The following is a 20,110-nucleotide window of genomic DNA, read 5'->3' as shown; positions in this document are numbered from 1 at the left end:
ACTATCGCCTTGTTCCGATGCATGAATCATGGCCACTGAACAATAACGCGGCGTTGCAGTCGTCCAACCCGTTGCATACCGATGCGCGTCTTCCTCTTGAGCGCAAGAGACCTTTGTACGGCGATACGCAGCCGCAGCCGGAGATCGCCGCCGAGGCTTTGCGAGGCGGAAGCTCCGGCGTAGCGGATGCGCGCCGCAGTAAGAGTGGGGGTAGAGGCACCCCTGCGTTGCCGTGCCACCGGGAGTTTCGTGCACATACGCATTCAGCCGGGCAGATCGCCCGAGGCGCGCAGCGCCGCAGGGAAGCTGTCCGGCGTAAGAATGCGGTGCATGACGACACGGGGGGCCAGGGGCGGCGCAGCCCCCCTGGAACGCGGGGCTGCAAGGGGTCATCGTTCCATGGCCCCTTGCCCGCCGGAGGCATAACGAAATCGAGGGTGTTCAAAAGGGCACGACTGTCTTCGTAGAAGCCGGGTGCAACCGCACATTCCCCGCCCCTTCCCCAACCGGCTAACACCTATTCCCCTTCACCCACTCCACCAAACAAAAAACGGGGCCACCTCTCGGCAGCCCCGCAACACTCTTCTATCTTCCTGTTCTTTCTTCCTATCCAACGCGCATCCGCGCCATCCACCCCTAATCCCCATACCCCTCGGAGGGCGGCGGCGGAACGAACGTCAAATCCTCGAACGCGGTGTGCGAGGCAAGGTAGGCAAGCTCGGCAACGCCCACGGGGCCGTTGCGCTGCTTGCCGATGATGATTTCCGCGATGCCCTTGCGCGGGTTGTCGTCGCGCTTGTTGTAGGCATCGTCGCGGTAGATGAACATGATCACGTCCGCGTCCTGCTCGATGGCGCCCGATTCGCGCAAGTCCGAAAGCATGGGGCGCTTGTTGGTGCGCTCTTCCACCTTGCGGTTCAGCTGCGACAGGGCAATGACCGGGATGGTCAGTTCCTTGGCCAGGGCCTTCAGCGAACGCGAGATTTCCGAAATTTCCAGTTCGCGCGAATCCACCCGGCGGGCGGAGCGCATCAGCTGCAGGTAGTCCACCATGACCAGGCCCACGCCGCGCTCGGCGCGCAGGCGGCGGGTGCGGGCGCGCAGTTCCAGGGTGGTGATGGCGGGCGTGTCGTCGATGTAGATGGGCGCCTGCGACAGCACGTCGGCGGCGTGGTACAGGCGCTGCCAGTCCTCGTCGTCCAGGAAGCCCTTGCGCACCTTGGACAGGTCTACCTTGCCCAGCGAACAGAGCATGCGCATGACCAACTGCTCCATGGACATTTCCAGGGAGTATATCGCCACCGGCACGTTCTGGTTCACGGCGGCGCGCAGGCACATGTTCAGGGCAAAGGCGGTCTTGCCCATGGAGGGGCGCGCGGCCACGATGATCAGGTCCGACGGTTGCAGGCCCGAGGTCATCTGGTCCAGCTGCACGAAACCGGTGGTGACGCCGGTGACCACTTCCTTGCGGTCGCAGCGTTTCACAAGGTCTTCGAAGACCTTGTTCACCAGTTCCTTGGCGCTGCGGAACATCTTGCCGCTGACCCGCTCGGAAATGGCGAACACCGCCTGCTCCGATTCGTCCAGCAGCTTCTGCACCTCGCGCGAGGCGTCGTAGCAGTTGCTGATGATTTCGGAGCCCGCGCCGATCAGCGAACGCAACAGCGACTTGTCGCGCACGATGGTGGAATAGTGCTCTGCGTTGGCGGCGCTGATGGTGGACTGGGCCAGTTCGGCAAGGTACACGGCCCCGCCCACCCCTTCCAGGCGGCTCTGCGATTGCAGGTATTCCGCCATGGTCACGAGGTCGATGGGGGCGTTGCGCCGGTACAGTTCCAGGCACGCGTCGTAGATCTGCTGGTGGGCGGGCAGGTAGAAGTCTTCCGGGCGCAGCGTGTCGACCACGGAATGCAGCACGGAGTTGCGAAGCAGAATCCCCCCGAGCACGGCCTGTTCGGCTTCGGTGCTGTGCGGGGGGACTCGGCGCAACAGATCGGCGGAAGCGCGTTCCGTCGGATCGGGAGCGCCGCCCCCGCCCTGGTAGGCGGAGGCGGCGTCGGAATCGGAGTGGCTATTCGGCCGGGGTTTCCGGCTCGGCTTCCACGACGGGTTCTGCGGCATCGCTCACCTTGTCTTCGGCAACAACCTTGACGTTCAGGGTGGCCACCACGTCGGCATGCAGGCGGACGCGCACTTCGTGCGTGCCCAGGGTGCGGATGGCGGCGTCGAGCAGAATGCGGCGACGGTCGATGTCCACGCCCTTCTCGGCCAGTGCATCGCCGATGATGGCGGTGGTGACGGAACCGTAGAGCTTGTCGTTTTCACCCACGCGCACGGGGATCACCAGCTCGGTGGCGGCGATCTTGGCGGACAGGTCGGAGGCTGCGGTGCGCAGGGCGTCCATCTTGGCCTGAAGCTTCTTGCGCTCCAGTTCGAACGCCTTCAGGTTGGCATCGGAGGCCAGCATGGCCAGGCCCTGCGGCAGCAGGAAGTTGCGGCCGAAACCGGGCTTCACGGTGACGACGTCGCCGAGGCGGCCCAGGTTTTCAACGTCTGCACGAAGGATCAGTTTCATCCCATCCTCCTAGATCTGGCTCTTTTTCTTGACGTCGCTGGAGTGACCCGCGGTGTAGAACAAGAGGGCCATCTGGCGGGCGCGCTTGATTTCACGGGTGAGCAGACGCTGGTGATGGGCGCAGGTGCCGGTGATGCGGCGGGCGATGATCTTGCCGCGCTCGGTGATGAAGTCGCGCAGGATGTCGGCGCGCTTGTAATCGAGGGGCAGGTCCTTGTCGGCGCAGAAGCGGCAGAACTTGCGGCGCGGGGTGAACTTCTTCTTGAAGGCCATGTTATGCAACCTCCTCGACCGCGTCGGCCAGCTTGACGGTAACGAACTTGAAGATGCCGTCGGAGATGCGGATGTTGCGTTCCACTTCGGCCACGGCCTCGCCGGGGGCGAGGTATTCGAGGCGCACGTAGTAGCCGCGCATGTGCTTCTGCACGGGGTAGGCGAGGTCGCGCATGCCCCAGTGGTCGGCGGCGACCATCTTGCCCTGTTCACGCTCTACGACGCCGGTGAGGGTGCCAAGCAGCGCCTCGCGGGCATCCGCGGCCAGCTCCGGGGAAAGGAGCAGCAGCGTTTCAAACTTCCTCATGGGATTCCTCCTTGTGGGCTTTGGCCCGCCCCGCACGTGGGGGCGAGCAAGGCAGAAACAGGGTCTATAGTCGCAGGCCGTCCGGGTGTCAACAACCCATTTCGCGGCGCCGGGCAAGGCCGGGCGGGCGTGCGGCGCCCGCGCCTATTCCCTGTGGGTGCGCGGGTTCATGCCCAGCAGGCACAGCACCTCGTAGGATATGGTGCCCCACAGGTCGGCCAGTTCGTCGGGCGTCAGGGCCTCGCCGGGTCCGCCCAGCAGATAGGCGTCGTCGCCGGCGGTCACGCCGGGCACGTCGGTCACGTCCACGGCGGTCATCTGCATGCACACCCGGCCCAGGATGGGCACGCGGCGGCCATGCACGGTCATGGCTCCCTTGCCGGAAAGGCCGCGGCTGTAGGCATCGGCATAGCCGGTGGCCACGATGGCCACGGTCATGTCGCGCGGGGCGGTGAAGGTGCGGCCATAGCTGATGCTGCGCCCGGCGGGCAGGGGATGTACCTGCAGGATGGGCGCGGCCACGTCCATGGCCGGTTGCAGCCCGTCGCCAAGGTGCTCTTGCGCGGTGCCGCGCAGCGGGTTCGCCCCGTACAGGGCAATGCCGGGGCGCTGCACGTCGAAATGCAGTTCCGGGTGGGCCAGCAGCGCGGCGGAGTTGGCCAGCGAACCGTGCACGGCGGGCCACTCGGCGCGCACCCCGGCCAGGATGCGCCCGAAGGCTTCGCCCTGCTGCCGGGTGAAGTCGGACCGCGAGGGATCGTCGGACACGGCCAGGTGGGACATGACCAGCACCGGGCGCAGCATGGGCCGGGCGTGCAGCCGGTCGAGCAGGGCGGGCAGGTCGGCTTCGGTAAAGCCCAGGCGGGCCATGCCGGTATCGAACTTGAGGGCGATGTCCACCTGCTGGCCGGGCGCGGCGCGCCCCGCCAGCAGTTCCAGCTGGTCGGCGGAGTACACGGCGGGCACGATGGACCGGGCCACGCAGCATTCGGCGTCGGCTGCGTCCGTGGCGCCCAGCAGGGCCACGATGCGACCGGGAATGCCGCCGTCGCGCAGTTGGGCGCATTCACCCACGGTGCCCGCGGCAAAGGCGTCGGCCCCGGCGGCTTCCAGGGTGCGGGCCACGGGCAGCAGGCCGTGGCCGTACGCATCGGATTTGATCACCGGCATGGCGGCGGGGGCCATGCGGCGCAGGATTTCGAAATTGCGGCGCAGCGCGCCAAGGCGCACGCGGACGGCTATCTTGTTGTAGGCAATGCTCATGCGGGGCTCCATGCGCGGGTCCGGCTGGGAGGTCGGAGGACGGCTCCGGCAGGGGAAGGGGCGGGCGTCGGGGCGGGGTGCGACCAGCGGCTTTTCCTGCCGGGAAAGTTGTGGTAAACGACTGCGGTCCCGGTATTGTGCAGGGAGCGGTTGTACCCCCTCGCGCCGTGACATTCAACATATTCGACACCCCGCCGTGCGCCGATGCGAGATGCCGTGTGCCGCGCGCCGGGGGGCCGGAATTCCACGTGACTTCATAAACCGGGCCACTGCCCGGACGATCCGGATCGCGCATGACAGACGGCAGACTCCGCCCGCTCGCCGGGTTCGCGGCATATGTGTTCCTGCTGCTTTCCGGCATCCTGTTTGCGGGCGGAGCGTACGCCCGGCAGCCGCAGCCCAACGTGTTGCAGATGCGCACCGAGGACGACCGCGAGGTGACCTGGAACCTCACGGCCGACACCGTCACGTCGCAGAACGACAGCAAGATCATAGAGGCCGAGGGCCGCGTGGCTCTGCGGCGCGGCCAGGACTACCTGAAGGCCGACTACATCCGCTATTATTCCGCCACCAACTGGGTGTACCTGAAGGGCAATGTCGAGGTGCACTTCGGCAAGGACGACATCGCCGCCGAAGAAGCGGAATTCGACCTGCGCAGCCGCACCGGCTGGATGAAGAACGGCCGCATCTTCATGGGCGAACCCCACGCCTATTTCGCGGGCGAGCGCATCGACAAGAACTGGGGCGACCTCTACACCTTCACCAACGCCAAGATCACCGTGTGCGACGGTGACACCCCGGCCTGGGCGCTGACCGCCGAGGAAGCCGTGGTCGAGATCGACGGCTATGCCCGTCTGTGGCGCTCGAACTTTCAGGTGAAGAACAACGACGTTGCCTATTCCCCGTATTTCGTCATGCCCGCCAAGCGCACCCGCCAGTCGGGCTTCCTGATGCCGCAGTACGGCATCAGCTCGCGCGACGGCTTCTACTACAACCAGCCGTACTACTGGGTGCTGGACGAGACCAGCGACGTGACCTTGAACGAGTACTTCATGTCCGAGCGCGGGTTCATGCACGGGGTGGAATATCGCTCGCGACCCACCACGGACCAGACCACCTGGCTGCGCCTGGACTGGCTGTACGACAACAAGGTGGTGGACAGTGACGGCGACGACGCCATCGACGGCAGCGACGGCCTGATCCGCACCAACCACGAGCGGTACTGGCTGCGCGGCATGTTCGAACAGCGCCTTGGCGACCCGCGCTGGCGGCTCAAGGGCGACCTGGACTACGTATCCGATCAGAACTACCTGCGCGAGTTCAAGCGGGGGCTTGGCGGGTTCAGCGATTCGCGCGACAACCTGTTCAGCCTGTTCGGCCGTGACATCAACGAGCGCGACCGCTACCGCACCAGCCAGGTCATGCTGACCCGCGACTGGGACCGCGTTTCCGTGGCCCTGGGCGGCCGGTACGACCAGGATCCGGATCTGGGCAACGGCAACCATCCGTATTCATCGGATTCGCTGCCCCAGCGCCTGCCCGAGGCCGACGTGTACCTGCACCGGGGTGCGCTGTTCGAAGGGCTGCCCCTGGAAGTGCAGGCATCTGCGCAGTCGGTGTACTTTCACCGCCGCAACGGCACCCAGGGGGCGCGGCACGACGTGCACCCGCAGGTGGTGCTGCCGGTGAACGGCAAGTACGGCTCGGTGATTTCCTCCGTGGGCCTGCGCCAGACCGTGTACGACACCGAACGCCGCGAGAGCCTGCCCGGTGACGGTGGCGATTCCTCGGGCGAGTCCCGTACCCTGCCGGACTACAACATCGCGGCATCGACGGAAGTTGCCCGCGTCTACCGGGTGGAAAGCGCGCCGCTCGCCCTCACCGCCGAGAATGTGGGGCAAAGCCGCTGGACCGGCATCCGTCATGCGTTGCAGCCGCGCGTGGAGTACAACAACCTTCCTCTGCTGGATCAGAGCGACAACCCCCGCTACGACGGCGACGACCGCATCGGCGCACGCAACGAACTGGTCTACTCCATCACCAACGTGTTCACGCGCAAGCGCGAAATGGTGCGGATGAAGGCCAACGACGAGGGCGTGGCGGAACCGGATCTGGGTACCGACTACCTGGAGTTCCTGCGGGTCAAGCTGCAATCCGGCTACGACATCCGGGAAGCCAACCGCGACGACGAACTTGATACCTACGAGCGCCGTCCCGTGCTCGACTACCGGGCCGAGGTGCAATACTTCCCGGTGGCGTGGCTGGCCTGGCACAGCATTACCGCATGGTCCCCCTATACAGGCGATATGACCCAGCACGACCACGGCCTGTCCCTCATCGATACCAACCGGGGGCAATTGACCCTGGGCTACAACTGGCGTTCAAAACTGGCCGAGTACAACAGGAAGCGCGACTACGACATCAACGCGCTGTACCTGCGCGGAGAAGCTTCCGTGTGGGGGCCGTGGAGCGTGGGCGGCGAGTACCGCGTGGACATCGAGAACGGTACCGACCTGGAACGGGTTTTCGACATCATCTACACACACCAGTGCTTCAAGCTCATCGGTCGGACCACCGTGGACCGGGAAGAAGAACGCTACGAGTTTTTGGTGGTGTTGCCGGGCCTCAGCGACTAGGGGCTGTCTCGAAATTGCCTTTTCGCGCGTGGGCTGACCGACCCGAAGGGCGCGTAGCGTGCCCGTTGGTCGAGCGCGCAGCGCGAGCCCTACGGGCATCGAGAGCAGAGCGCCAACCCGAAGGGCGCGTAGCGTGCCCGTTGGTCGAACGCACAGCGCGGGTCCTACGGGCATCGAGAGCAGAGCCCGACCCGAAGGGCGCGTAGCGTGCCCGTTGGTCGAGCGCGCAGCGCGAGCCCTACGGGCATCGAGAGCAGAGCGCCAACCCCCTGTTGACCTCGCTACACTTCCATCGAGTGAGCAGGAACAAGAGCCGCCGCCGGGGCATACCCCGGCGGCGGCTTCGTCTTTAGTATGTCTGGCGGTCAGGCGCGGCGCTACACCGTATGCCGTCCGCTTTCGCGTTTCCACTCCGATACCATCTCGCGGACCATGGCGGCACGTTCCGCCTCCACCTGCTTGAAACGTTCGGCGAACACATGCAGGTGTGTGCCGCCGCGCGGGGTGAACAGCCCCTTCACCCGGCACCACAGCGGGTCCAGAGCCTCGGTCATGTGGTCGAGCACGGTGTTGGTGATGGTTTCCATGAACGACTGATGGTTGCGGTACGCGAACATGTACAGCTTGAAGCTTTTGGACTCCACGCAGAGTTGGTCGGGGATGTATTCGGTGACGATGGTGGCGAAGTCGGGCTGGCCGGTCACCGGGCACAGCGACGTGAATTCCGGAAAGGCGATGCTCACGATGTAGGGCCGGTCCGGAAAGTTGTTGGGAAAGGCTTCCAGAATGTGCGGGCCGGGGCCCGCGTGGGGATATTCGGCCTTCACACCCAGCGTGCGCAGGTGTCCGGTCTGGTCCTGGCTGCGGGTATAGGCGGAGTCGGCGGCACCCGCTGCGGTACGGGACGCGGGGGATTCGGTCTTTTGGGTCATGCGGTCTCTCCCGTGGGAATGTGATGCCTGCATTGTGGCTGCTGGCGTCGCCCTTGGCAAGGGCCGTGCCCGGCTGTTCATGGTGGTACTTTTGGCAACTACTTCCGTCACCAGAAAACGGTTGCCACGGCGGGCCATTGCGCTATCCTGTGCGGCAAACCGTCCGCAACGGAGGATGTCCCATGGCCGAGTCCCATGCCAAAGGAGTGGAAGAAGCGCTCTCGCTCGTCAAGGGCGGGCTTGGCGGCATTGCCGATCAGGTGGTGCCGTGGTTTTTTGCCAACATGCCGGACTACTATCTGCGCACCCATTCGGTGACCGAGCAGGTGCACCACCTGCAGGCCATCATTTCGGGCCGGGTAGTCACGGATAACCACGCGGTGCGCCTGGCCAGCCCGGACGGTCGCAAGATCACCTACATTTCCCCCTCCGCCTCGCGTGATCTGCACGGCATTCTGGCCGGACTGCTGGGCGAGCACATCGAGACAGCGCGTATTTACACCACGGCAGACGGACAACTGGGCCTGAACGAATTCCTGCTGGCCCCGCAGCCCCGCGCGGGCAGCCTGCGGACCGGTGACGGCGGCGATGGCGGCGACCTGTTCAGCACTGCCCTGGACACCATGCGCGCCAGCGGCGAACTGCCGGAAACGGACATGACCGCCTTTGCCGCGTTTCTGGCAGCCGCCAATGCGGAATACGTGGAAAAATTCGACCCGGTGCGGGCGGCCCGCCACTTCCGGCTGCTGCGCGAGATAGGCGGCGGCGACGACACCGGGCTGCTCATCGAGCAGTGCACGGCCCCGACCATACCCGCCGCGTCCGCCGTATCGGGTGGGGCCGGAACCGCGCTGCCCGCGGAACCCTGCGACATCCGACGCGAAACGCGCATCGTGGTGGCCATGCGCCATCCCCCGGCCACGGGCCTGCTGCTGCAGATCGCCCGGATCATGCGCCGCCTGGACATCACCGTGCACCGTTCCTACGCGGATACCTTCGCCGACGAGTCGGGCGAGACGGCCATCATGAGCTTCTACGTGTCGCACAAGGGCGACCTGATTCTGGACGATTCCGCCCTGTGGCAGAACCTGCGCAAGAAGCTGCGCCTGGTGAAGTGGTTCGCCCCGCACGAACTGGAAATCCTGGCCGACGAGGAAGCCTGGCCCATCAAGCGCATCATGTTGCTGCAGGCGGCTTGCGGCTTTGCCCACGTGTTCCTGGCCAAGGACAACCAGTGGGCCTTCAGCACCCAGAACGTGGTGCGCATCGTGCTGGCCCGCCGGGCGGAAACCGCCGCGCTGGTGGACTGGTTCGAGGCCCGCTTCGACCCCACCCTGGGCGACCGCGAGGCGGCTGCCCGCAGGCTGGAGGCCGACGCAACGGACGCCGTGAACGCGGTGGCCGACGAGCGCGAGCGCGCCGTGCTGCTGATGATCCAGCGCTTCTTCCGTCATGTGCTGCGCACCAACTACTTCCTCGACACCATCTACGGCCTGTCCTTCCGGCTGGACCCGGAATTCCTGCCGCCCGCCTACCGCTATGAGGGCGAGGAACTGCCCTTCGGCATCTTCTTCTTCCACGCGCCGGGGGGCCTTGGCTTTCACATACGCTACCGCGACATGGCGCGCGGCGGCGTGCGCGTGGTGCCCACCCGCACCCAGGAGCAGTTCGAACTGGAATCGAACCGCCTGTACGACGAGGTGAAGGGGCTGGCCTACGCCCAGCAGGTCAAGAACAAGGACATCCCGGAAGGCGGGGCCAAGGCGGTCATCCTGCTGGGGCCGCTGGGCGACGTGGGACTGGCCGTGTCCTCGGTGATCAATTCGCTGCTGGACGTGGTGCTGCCTGGACAGGACACCCCGGCTCTGCCCGGCGTGGTGGATTACCTGGGCCGCGAGGAAATCATCTACTGCGGCCCGGACGAGAACATCCAACCCGCGCACATCGCATGGATGGTGGAACGCGCCCGCCAGCGCGGCTACCGCTGGCCCTCTGCGTTCATGAGCTCCAAGGCCGGGGCGGGCATCAACCACAAGCAGTACGGCGTCACCAGCATCGGGGTGATGGTCTTTGCAGAGGAAATGCTGCGGCATCTCGGCATTGATCCCTTCACCCAGCCGTTCACGGTGAAGCTCACCGGTGGCCCCAAGGGCGACGTGGCGGGCAACCTGATGCGGTTGATGTTCGAGACCTACGGCGGCAACGCCCGCATCGTGGCCGTCAGCGACGGGCACGGCGGGGCCTGGGACCCGGACGGGCTGGACCGGGCCGAACTGCTGCGCCTGGTGGATGCGCAGCGCAGCATCAGCGCCTTCGACCCGGCCCGGCTGCGCGGCGAGGGGGCGTGGGTGGCCGTGTCCGACACCCCGGAAGGGGTGCGCCGCCGCAACACCCTGCACAACACCGCCCACGCCGATATCTTCATCCCCGCCGGGGGGCGGCCCGACACCATCAATACCCGCAACTGGCACGACTTCTTCGACCGGGGCGGGGTGCCCACGGCGCGCGCCATCATCGAGGGGGCCAACCTGTTCGTGGCGCCGGAGGCGCGCAAGCGCCTGGCCGAGCGCGGGGTGCTGGTGGTGCACGGCTCGTCGGCCAACAAGACCGGAGTCATCTGCTCTTCGTACGAGGTGCTGGGCGGCCTGGTCATGACCGACGAGGAGTTCATCGCCCACAAGGACCGCTTCGTGGCCGAGGTGCTGGACATCCTGCGGGTGCGCGCCCGTGACGAGGCGCGCCTGCTGCTGGCCGAAATACGCCGCTGCGACGGCTGCAAGGCCCTGCACGAGATTTCCGTGGACGTCTCGCTGGAAATGAACGCCGTGGCCGATGCGCTGTACGCGGCGCTGGTGGCGCGCGGCGAACCGGTGGAGGCGGACCCCGCCCTGCGGCAGGTGCTGCTGGGCTACCTGCCACCGGTGCTGGTGGAGCGCTTTCCCGAACGCATCTTCGAACGCATTCCGCAGCGCCACCAGTATGCGCTTGTGGCCGCGCACACGGCATCGCGCATCGTCTACGCAGAGGGCGCGGGCTGGCTGGCCCCGCTGGCGCGTCAGCGCGATGCCGAAAGCGTTGCCCGGGCCTGGCTGCGCGAGGATGGCCGCATCCGCGACCTGATTGCGGCGGTGTCGCGCAGCGGGCTGCCGGAAGCCGGGGCAGTGGTGCACCTGCTGGAGCGCGGCGCGCGCAAGCGGGCTACGGAAGAAGCACTGGGGCTGGAATGACCGCCATGGGCGGCGCCTTGTGATAGCCCCGCGCGAATTCGCAATTCTGTCGCGGGGTAGGCGCCGCACTTGCGGACTTGATTTTTCGCGGGGGCTCGCCCAATATGCCGGTCCGTTTCCGGTGGCGCGGGCAGGCGTGCACTGTCCGGAGGCGGGAAGGAGGTTGCTGCCGTGAACAAGGAAGGACAACACAAGGACGGTCCGTTGAAGGACCGTTACAGGCGCGGTTTCGTCGAGGTGATGTGCCCCAAGTGCCGCACCACGCGCATCATCGTGGTGCCGGAAGAGCCCATGCCGCGTTGCGAGACGTGCCGCGTCGAGATGATTGTCAAGGAAGTGCTTACCGAGGGCAAGTACTAGTCCGCACGGCGGTCTTTCGTCCCCCGGCGTCGTCAGATTTTGCCATTTGCTCCGGTCACGTACGAAAAGAGTACGCTCCCTCCGCAATTGGCGCATCTTCCTCGCCGGAGAACGAAACTCCTGCCGTGTGCACGGGTGCACCAGGCATCCACAAATTTCAATGCGGGCTCCCGTGGGGCCTGCGCCGCGCCCCGCGCGTTTTGGGCGGATTGCCGACGCCCGCCGTGCGTCGGGGCGCGGCATCGCGTTGCCGGTTGTGGTTTTTCAACGATATCCGATGGAGGAACGCATGAAACTGTTCAAGCTGCTGGCCGCCATGCTGCTGGCCGTGCTCGTCGCCGCGCCCGCCATGGCCGCCGACATCGAGCTGGCCAAGAAATCCACCCTCAACGAAATCGTGGCGCGCGGCGAACTGCGCGTCGGCTTCGACGCGGGCTACATGCCCTTTGAAATGACCGACAAGAACGGCAACTACGTCGGCTTCGACATCGACCTGGCCAAGGAACTGGCCAAGGCCATGGGCGTGAAGTTCGTGCCCGTGAACACCGATTTCGACGGCATGATCCCGGCCCTGCTCAGCGACAAGTTCGACATCATCATCAGCGGCATGACCGTGACCCAGGAACGCAACCTGCGCATCAACTTCGCCAACCCGTACATCGTGGTCGGCCAGTCGGTCATCGTCAGCAAGAAGCTTGAAGGCAAGGTCAAGACCTGGGAAGACCTGAACAAGCCCGAATACACCGTGGTCTCGCGCCTTGGCACCACCGGCGAGGAAGCCGCCAAGCGCATGCTGCCCAAGGCCAAGTACAAGTCCTTCGAAAAGGAAGCCGACGGCGCGCTGGAAGTCATCAACGGCAAGGCCGACGCCTGGGTGTACGACATGCCCTTCAACGTGGTGTTCATGGCCGAGCAGGGCAAGGGCAAGGCCATTCACCTGGACAAGCCCTTCACCTACGAGCCGCTGGGCTTCGGCATCAAGAAGGGTGACCCCGATTTCCTGAACTTCCTGGACAACTTCCTGAGCCAGATCAAGAACGATGGCCGCTACGAGCGCATCTACAGCAAGTGGATGAAGTCGACCGAGTGGCGCGCCCAGGTGCAATAGCCTGAGGTTTACGGCAGGGGCGGGCATCCGCCCGCCCCGCCTTGCTCCATCCGGCCCGGGTCCCCGCGGTTTCGCGCGGGTGCGGTTCCCCGTTTCTTCCCCCTCACCGGGAAAGGGCAGGGAACTGCCCCCGCGCGAAGCCATGCGGCTTTCGCCGCGCCTTGGCGCGGCCATCTCCCCGGCGCTTTCGCCGTCCGCAGGGTTTCGCACCCGCGTCGGGCGCGTGGCCGCGCCGCAAAAGGAATCACGATGACGCAGTACAGAGGGCTGGACAAGCCCAAGGGCAGGAGCTTCTTCCTGTTCTGGAAAGCCATGTTCGTGGCGGCCATGCTGGCGCTGGTGGCGTTCTTCTGGGTCGCCTCCTCGTCGGTGGAATACATCTGGCGCTGGAACCGCGTGCCCCAGTATTTCTGGGTGAACGAGGCGGCGGACGTGCGCGCCGAGGCGGAAGGCGACGTAACCATCATCGACCGCCAAGGCAACGAACAGCGAGTGGTGGTGCGCGACGCCTCCGGCGAGGAGCACACCCACCTGCTGCCCGGCGAGGGCAAGGTGCTGGTGTCCTCCGGCGACTTCGCCTACCGGGGCGACGTGCTGGGCCGCTACCAGATGAACAGGCCCGGCATCCTGCTGGAAGGGCTGTGGGTAACCCTTGAAGTCAGCGTGCTGGCCATCATCGGTGGCATCGTCATCGGGGTGGTCACGGGGCTGTGCCGCATCTCCATCAACCCCATGCTGCGCTGGGGTGCCATCGCCTACATCGAGATCATTCGCGGCTCGCCGCTCCTGGTGCAGATATTCCTGTGGTATTTCGTGGTGGGCACGCTCATCAACGCCCTGCTGGAGCACGTGGGCCTTGGGGGCATATCGCCCCTGTGGTACGGCGTCATGGCGCTGGCCCTGTTCACCGGGGCCTATGTGGCCGAAATCGTGCGTGCGGGCATCCAGTCGGTGCACCGTGGGCAGATGGAGGCCGCGCGCTCGCTGGGCATGAGCTACGCCCAGGCCATGCGCAAGGTCATCCTGCCGCAGGCCTTCCGGCGCATCATGCCGCCGCTGGCCGGGCAGTTCATCAGCCTGATCAAGGATTCGTCCCTGCTCGGGGTCATCGCCATTCGCGAACTGACCAAGGCCACGCGTGAGGTGGTCACCACCTCGCTTCAGCCGTTCGAGCTGTGGATCGTCTGCGCCGTGCTGTACCTTGTGCTTACCTTCACCCTTTCGCTGTTCGTGCAGTACCTTGAACGCAGGGCCATCCGATGATCAACGCAACCAACGTCCACAAGTTCTTCTACACCCCCGACAAGTTGCACGCCCTGCGCGGCGTGTCGCTTTCCGTCGCCCCCGCCGAGGTGGTGGTCATCATCGGCCCCTCCGGCTCGGGCAAGAGCACCTTCCTGCGCTGCCTGAACCGGCTGGAATACGCCGATGACGGCGCCATCCGCATCGAGGGCCGCGACATCCTGGACCCGGACTGCGAGATCAACGAGGTGCGGGCCGAGGTCGGCATGGTGTTCCAGTCGTTCAACCTGTTTCCGCACCTGACCGTGCTGGAGAACCTGACCCTGGCCCAGACCACCGTGCGCAAGCGCGGCAAGGCCGAGGCCGAGAAGAAGGGCATGGAGCTTCTGCGCAAGGTGGGCATTGCCGAAAAGCACAACGTGTACCCGGACCAGCTTTCCGGCGGGCAGCAGCAGCGCGTGGCCATTGCCCGTGCGCTGGCCATGGACCCGAAAGCCATGCTGTTCGACGAGCCCACCAGCGCCCTGGACCCGGAAATGGTGGGCGAAGTGCTGGACGTCATGAAGAATCTGGCCCGCGAGGGCATGACCATGGTGGTGGTGACCCACGAGATGGGCTTTGCCCGTGAAGTGGCGGACCGCGTGGTGTTCATGGACCAGGGCAGCATTCTGGAAGTGGGGTCGCCGGACAAGTTCTTTACAGCGCCGGAGCATGAGCGGACGAAGCTGTTCCTGAGCCAGATATTGTAAGTGCGGTCAGGCCGCGTCCTTTCGTCCTCTGGTCGTCCTCTGGTCGCCCTCCGGCCATCGTGTGCAATGCGGCAGAGGTCTCGCCGGAGAACGAAAATCCTGCGGCCTGCACAGCCCGACGCGACTCGGCCTGGTCTCTGAAAGGCAAAGACACCGCGCATCTTGCAGGCAATTTCCGGGGCATTCCATGCAATGGATGCCCCGGTTGTCTTCACGGCGCGCCCATTTTTTTTGGGGGGGATGCCCCCTGTTGCCCCCGTCAGACGTAACGGGTAGAGTCGCGCCCAACTGCTGACCGTCTGGTGACGCGACTGGTGACGCGACTGGCGTTTGCGGTGCGAGGGGTTGGCGTGAATCATGAATTTCTGGCCTTTCTGGGGCTGGCTGCGCTGCTGGTGGTAACCCCCGGCCCGGACACCATGCTGGTGGTGCGCAATTCGTTGCGTATGGGCGCGCGGGGCGGCGTGGCCACCACGCTGGGCTGCGTGTCGGGGCTGCTGGTGCACGTGGTGTGTTCCGGCCTTGGCGTGTCCGCCGTGCTGGTGCATTCCGCCGGGGCCTTCCATGTGGTGCGCCTGGTGGGGGCCGCCTATCTGGTGTGGCTGGGCGTGCGCGCCCTGCACTCCACGTGGAAGGGTGGTCCTGATGTGCCAGCCGCGCCGGTTACGCATGACGCGCCGGTTACGCATGACGCGCCGACGGCACCCGGCGTGTGCGAAACGCCAAGCTCCGCGCCGTCCGGCCCGGCACATTGGCGCGCGTACCGCGCCGCCTCGCGCGGCATGGTGAGCCGGGCGTGGATGGAAGGCTTTCTGAGCAACGTGCTGAACCCCAAGGTGGCCGTGTTCTATCTGGCCGTGCTGCCCAACGTGGTGGCCGCCGGGGGCATGGCGGGGGCCGATGGCGCCTCCGGGGCGGGTGCCCTGGGCGGCGCCTTTGTCCGGGCCTGCCTGTTTGGCGGCATGCAGGCCGTGGTGGCCGTGCTGTGGTTTTCGTTCCTGTCCGTTTCGGTGCACCGGGCGCGTGCCACGCTGTTGCGCCCCGGCGTGCAGCGGGCCCTGGAAGGCGGCGTGGGCGGTCTGATGGTGGGTTTCGGCCTGCGTCTTGCCCTTGATCGTGGGTGACCGCGGTTGACCGTGGTTGATAGCGGTCGAGCCGGGCGGCTCCACTGGATTCATCCGGGCTCACCTGTGCATGACCACGCACGGCCCTGGCCGTGCGCAGCTTCAACGGAGGTTTCCATGCGGCGTATTGATCCGGTTCTTGCTCCGACCGCCCTCGTGCTGGCCCTCGTGCTGATCCTGTCCCTTGCCGGGTGCGGCGGGCGCGGCGGCTTGTCGCACGTGACCACCGATCCGTTGATAGTGGCGTGCCAGGTGCGCTGCCAGCAGGACGACGAGTACGGCGTGCTTACCCGCAACGGCTGCATGCGCGGATGCGAGGCCTCCCGTGTGCGTTTTCCGTTGCGCGGCAGCCATTACCTGTCCGAGGAAGCCTGCGTGAAGGGCGTGGACGCCCTGAATGTGGAAGAGCAACTGCGCGTCATGAATACCTACTGCGAAGATACCTGGGTGAACATCCACTCCCGCAAGGGCTGCAAGGATGCCGCACAGGCCTTCTACGACGCCATGGGCGAGCATCTCTGCCGCCCCGATGCCCGGTAGGGACAGCGTGCAGTCTTTGCGCCCGGCCTTTCGCGCGGTGGGGCGAACGTGCCTGCCGCAGATGTTGCGGGGCAAAGGCGACGCCCAGCCCCCGGGCGGGGCGCGCATGATCCCGGTCGCAGCACAAGGGGGGGGATCCGAATCATGTCCACTATGCATACCGCATGCAGGGAGGCCGCCATGGGCGACGACCGCGTGATGCTTGACGTTGCCACCATGCCCGTGCCCAGGGGGGGCATCATCGCGCTGGCCGCTGGCCCCGTGGGGTTGCCGGGGGCGCTGCCCGCGCTGGCCGCCGTGCAGGCGGACGTGGTGCTGGGGCTGGCCGTGGGTGCCACCCTGCATGACGCCCTGCTGGATCCCATGGGCGATCCGCTGTTCCGGGTGGTGGGGCGCACCCTGTTGCCCCGTTCCGGCTCGGCACATGCCGGGGCCTGCGTGTTCGTGGAAGCCCTGTGTGACGAACCGGGCGGTCGGGTGCTGCACCTGCTGGCGCGACGCCGGGGGCGCGCCCTGGCCTGGGTGACCCTTTCCGACAAGGGCGCCGCCGGGCTGCGTCAGGACGCCAGCGGCCCCACCATAGCCGAGATGGTGCGCGAGGCCATGCCGCTGTGCATCGAACGCGGCTACCTGCTGCCGGACGACGGCCAGCGTCTGCGCGCCTTGCTGGTGGACCTGGCCCTGACCCAGGGCTACGACCTCATCCTGACCACCGGCGGCACCGGCATCGGCCCGCGCGACGTGACGCCGGAGGCCACTATGGCGGTCATCGAACGGCGTCTGCCCGGCTTCGAGCAGGCCATGATGACGGCAAGCCTGGCCAAGACGCCCAACGCGGTCATTTCGCGCGCGGTGGCGGGCACCCTGGGCGGGGCGGTCATCGTCAATCTGCCTGGCAGCCGGAAGGCCGTGGCCGAAAATCTTGCCGCCGTGCTGCCCGCGCTGGCCCACGCGCTGGACAAGTTGCAGGGGGATCCTGCCGAGTGCGGCGGCTAGGGGCTGCCTCCAGCTTGTCTTTTTGCCCGTTCGGCGCGCCTGCGAGTGCTGCGGCCATCGTGCGCACCGCCGTCAAGCTTTGTCTGGCATGGCCTGTTGTCTTCATCCGTACAGTTCGCTTCGCTCATGTAACGGTTGAGGCATCCCCCTTCCTCCAGGCCCGTTTTCCTTGTCAACGAACAAAAATCCCAAGCTGGAGCCGGCCCCTGGGATTGATGTGAGTTTCCGCATGCCGGGGGCATGCAGCACGGCAACCAAATCCAACAATCAACCGGCACCGTAGATGCCGGAGCGAAAGGAAACGGACGTCGCGTATTTCGGGGGAAAGCGCGGTGGACCGTTCGTCCCGTCAGAGACACACTCATGCAGCAGCCTTTGCAAGTCAGGCTCATCGACCTAACCGTGGCCTTTTCCCGTGCGCTCGATTTGGTCAGCCCGGCCGTGGCCGCGCATCACGTGCACGTGGGGTTCATCGCCGCGCGGCTTGCCGAGCGCCTTGGCCTGCCCGACAGGGACAGGTGCGAGCTGCTGCTGGCTTCGCTGATGCACGACGCGGGTGCCGTGCCGCTGAAGGCGGCGCTGGAAGGGCTGGTTTTCGAGCAGGACATGGATTCGCACTCCCGCGCCGGGGCCGTGATGCTGGGTACCTGCCCGCGTCTGGCAGAGGCCGCGCGTCTGGTGCGCCATCACCATGCGCCGTGGTGCCACGGCAGGGGAGAGGACGGCGTTCCCGAAGCCGCGCACATCATCCACATGGCCGACAGGCTGGACGTGCAGCTGCGGCGTGGCGAAGACCCCGCCCGGCAGTTTCCGGGCGCCATGAAACGACTGGAACGGGGGCGATCCATCCTGTTCCGGCCCGATGCGCTGGACGCCCTGTACGACCTGACGGCCGACCCGGATTTTGCCGCCGGGCTGCGCGCGCCGGAATGCCATCTGCACTCCGGTACGGGCAGCAAGCTGGAAAACGAGGTTCTGGATGCCGACGGGATCATCTCGTTTTCCGCGCTGTTCTCGCTGGTCATCGATTCGCGCAGCCCCTTCACCGCCACCCACTCCAGCGGCGTGGCGGAAACGGCCCGCCTGCTGGCCCGCTGGGCCGGGTTCGACGGCCCGCAGGGCAAGGCCCTGTACGTGGCGGGGCTGCTGCACGACATCGGCAAGCTGGGCGTTTCGCTGGACATCCTGGAAAAGCCGGGGCGGCTGGACGATGGGGAAATGTACCTGATGCGCCGCCATGCGGAGCACAGCATGGATATTCTGGCATCTGTCCCCGGCTTCACCAGGGTGGCCACCTGGGGCGCGCTGCACCACGAACGCATGGACGGCAGCGGCTATCCCTACGGGCTTGCAGGCGACGACCTGCCCCTGCCGGCGCGCATCGTGGCCGTGGCCGACGTGTTCACGGCCATTGCGGAGGACCGCCCCTACCGGGGCGGCATGCCGCCCGACGCGGCCCGCGCCGTGCTGCGCGAACAGGCCCGCGACGGCAAGCTGGACGCCGAACTTGTGGACCTGCTGCTCTCGCGGTACGAGGAAATGGATGCTGCTCGCCGTCAGGCGCAGGAGCGGGCACGTCATGATTTCGGCCTGGTGCGCGAAGCACTGGCGCATGAGCCGGACGATGCGGAGTGCCGTGAATCGGCTGCCTGAAACGGTATGCACCATCAAAACTGAACAGAACGGAACCGGACGCGTACATGAATCCCTTTTCGCGCATCGCGGCCATCTGCCGCATGATCAAGATCGAGCACTCGGTGTTCGCGCTGCCCTTTGCCTATGCCGGTGCCTTTTTGGGGGCCGGGGGCTGGCCGGGCCTGGTGCCCCTGCTGGTGCTTACCGTGGCCATGGTGGCCGTGCGTTCGTTCGCCATGGCCTTCAACCGTCTGGTGGACCTGAAGTACGACCGTCTGAATCCGCGCACGGCAGGCCGCCCGCTGGTCACCGGTGAAATTTCCGTGGCCTGGACCTGGGCCTTCACCGTGTTCATGTCCGTGCTGTTCGTGGCCGCCTGTGCCGGGCTGAACCGGCTGTGCCTGTACCTTGCGCCACCCGCGTTGCTGGTGGCCGCCTCGTACAGCCTGCTGAAGCGCTTCACCTGGCTGTGCCATTTCTTTCTGGGCGGCGTGCTGGGGCTGGCCCCGGTAGCCGGGTGGATCGCCGTGGACCCGCAGTTCACCGTACCCGCCGTGCTGCTGTTCTGGGGGGTGCTGTTCTGGGTGGCCGGGTTCGACATCCTGTATTCGTGCCAGGACATGGAGTTCGACCGGTCCATGGGCCTGCATGCCGTGCCCGCCCACTTCGGCCTGCCCACCGCACTGGTGGTTTCCGCCTTCTGCCATGCCAACGCGGCCATCTTCCTGCTGCTGGCGGGCTGGTCCGCCTCGCTGGGCTGGCCGTGGTACGCGGTGTGGGCGGTCATTGCGGGGGTGTTGGCGTGGGAGCACCGCATCATCAGCCCCGACGACATGTCGCGGGTGAACATGGCCTTCTTCACCCTGAACGGCGTCATCGCCTTCATGGTGCTGGGGGGGGCGCTGCTGGGACTTTATTTCGGGTAGAGTGGGTGCCACGGGCGCCCTTCGGCCTTGGCTGTCTTCGGTTTCCACCGCCGGGAGGTCCACCATGCGGCTGACCATGGCGCAGGAATACAATCGTCGCCGGGTGCAGGCCATGTACGGCTGGCAGGTGGCGGTACCCGTGCCGCATGACGGCATCGGCATGGACGGCGAGGCGGCCGGGCGGCTGCGCGAGGCCGCCGCGCAGGTGGCCGCCGAT

Annotated in this window: 17 protein-coding genes; 11 read left to right on the top strand and 6 right to left on the bottom strand. The window is 66.3% G+C overall.

Annotated features, from left to right (window positions below):
• Positions 1-636 precede the first annotated feature (636 nt).
• From dnaB to alr, 5 genes are all read right to left on the bottom strand, one after another.
• The gene (gene dnaB / locus FVW27_RS03050; protein WP_243838176.1) at positions 637-2,121 is read right to left on the bottom strand and encodes a replicative DNA helicase; all 1,485 of its coding nucleotides are present in this window, start codon (positions 2,119-2,121) and stop codon (positions 637-639) included.
• Positions 2,072-2,575, bottom strand: coding sequence for a 50S ribosomal protein L9 (rplI, locus tag FVW27_RS03045; RefSeq protein WP_012612484.1), 504 nt, complete (start codon positions 2,573-2,575; stop codon positions 2,072-2,074). Before rplI ends, dnaB begins: the two co-directional genes overlap by 50 nt.
• 9 nt (positions 2,576-2,584) lie before the next feature.
• The gene (gene rpsR / locus FVW27_RS03040; protein ID WP_007523772.1) at positions 2,585-2,848 is read right to left on the bottom strand and encodes a 30S ribosomal protein S18; all 264 of its coding nucleotides are present in this window, start codon (positions 2,846-2,848) and stop codon (positions 2,585-2,587) included.
• Position 2,849: 1 nt separating this feature from the next.
• A complete protein-coding gene (gene rpsF / locus FVW27_RS03035) occupies positions 2,850-3,155 on the bottom strand; it encodes a 30S ribosomal protein S6 (protein WP_012612483.1) in 306 nt (101 codons plus the stop codon).
• 144 nt (positions 3,156-3,299) lie between these two features.
• A complete protein-coding gene (gene alr, locus FVW27_RS03030; RefSeq protein WP_167122636.1) occupies positions 3,300-4,418 on the bottom strand; it encodes an alanine racemase in 1,119 nt (372 codons plus the stop codon).
• A 293-nt stretch (positions 4,419-4,711) separates the two neighbouring features.
• Between alr and FVW27_RS03025 the strand changes: the two genes are divergently transcribed.
• Entirely contained in the window at positions 4,712-7,054 is a 2,343-nt protein-coding gene (locus FVW27_RS03025; protein WP_167122634.1) for an LPS-assembly protein LptD, read from the top strand.
• Between the two features lie 377 nt (positions 7,055-7,431).
• Here FVW27_RS03025 and queF read toward each other — a convergent pair whose 3' ends face one another.
• Positions 7,432-7,986, bottom strand: a complete 555-nt coding sequence (gene queF / locus FVW27_RS03020; protein ID WP_243838175.1) for a preQ(1) synthase — start codon at positions 7,984-7,986, stop codon at positions 7,432-7,434.
• Positions 7,987-8,168: 182 nt separating this feature from the next.
• On the opposite strand from queF, the gene FVW27_RS03015 reads away from it, so the two are divergent.
• The 10 genes from FVW27_RS03015 (at position 8,169) to FVW27_RS02970 (ending at position 19,893) form a co-directional block, all read left to right on the top strand.
• A complete protein-coding gene (locus tag FVW27_RS03015) occupies positions 8,169-11,213 on the top strand; it encodes an NAD-glutamate dehydrogenase domain-containing protein (protein WP_167122632.1) in 3,045 nt (1,014 codons plus the stop codon).
• Positions 11,214-11,384: 171 nt separating this feature from the next.
• Complete coding sequence (locus FVW27_RS03010; protein ID WP_167122614.1) at positions 11,385-11,573, top strand: hypothetical protein; 189 nt, start codon at positions 11,385-11,387, stop codon at positions 11,571-11,573.
• Positions 11,574-11,862: 289 nt separating this feature from the next.
• Positions 11,863-12,681 carry a transporter substrate-binding domain-containing protein gene (locus tag FVW27_RS03005; RefSeq protein WP_167122630.1) on the top strand — a complete coding sequence of 273 codons (819 nt, stop codon included), beginning with the start codon at positions 11,863-11,865 and terminating at the stop codon, positions 12,679-12,681.
• A gap of 249 nt (positions 12,682-12,930) precedes the next feature.
• Positions 12,931-13,944, top strand: a complete 1,014-nt coding sequence (locus tag FVW27_RS03000) for an amino acid ABC transporter permease (protein WP_167122628.1) — start codon at positions 12,931-12,933, stop codon at positions 13,942-13,944.
• Positions 13,941-14,672 (top strand): amino acid ABC transporter ATP-binding protein, encoded by a 732-nt coding sequence (locus FVW27_RS02995; RefSeq protein WP_167122626.1) that lies wholly within the window; start codon positions 13,941-13,943, stop codon positions 14,670-14,672. The genes FVW27_RS03000 and FVW27_RS02995 overlap by 4 nt, the downstream gene beginning before the upstream one ends.
• Before the next feature lie 350 nt (positions 14,673-15,022).
• Positions 15,023-15,796, top strand: coding sequence for a LysE family transporter (locus FVW27_RS02990; RefSeq protein WP_167122624.1), 774 nt, complete (start codon positions 15,023-15,025; stop codon positions 15,794-15,796).
• A gap of 117 nt (positions 15,797-15,913) precedes the next feature.
• Positions 15,914-16,336, top strand: coding sequence for a hypothetical protein (locus FVW27_RS02985; RefSeq protein ID WP_167122622.1), 423 nt, complete (start codon positions 15,914-15,916; stop codon positions 16,334-16,336).
• Between the two features lie 180 nt (positions 16,337-16,516).
• Positions 16,517-17,332 carry a MogA/MoaB family molybdenum cofactor biosynthesis protein gene (locus FVW27_RS02980; RefSeq protein WP_167122620.1) on the top strand — a complete coding sequence of 272 codons (816 nt, stop codon included), beginning with the start codon at positions 16,517-16,519 and terminating at the stop codon, positions 17,330-17,332.
• 363 nt (positions 17,333-17,695) lie between these two features.
• Positions 17,696-18,985: an HD domain-containing phosphohydrolase gene (locus FVW27_RS02975; RefSeq protein ID WP_167122618.1), complete on the top strand. Its 1,290-nt coding sequence runs from the start codon at positions 17,696-17,698 to the stop codon at positions 18,983-18,985.
• 47 nt (positions 18,986-19,032) lie between these two features.
• Entirely contained in the window at positions 19,033-19,893 is an 861-nt protein-coding gene (locus FVW27_RS02970; RefSeq protein ID WP_167122616.1) for a UbiA-like polyprenyltransferase, read from the top strand.
• The last annotated feature ends 217 nt before the right edge of the window (positions 19,894-20,110 follow it).

Origin of the sequence: Nitratidesulfovibrio liaohensis (genome assembly GCF_011682075.1) — a bacterium.
GTDB lineage: Bacteria > Desulfobacterota > Desulfovibrionia > Desulfovibrionales > Desulfovibrionaceae > Cupidesulfovibrio > Cupidesulfovibrio liaohensis.
This window is presented reverse-complemented; position numbering and strand designations above follow the sequence as displayed.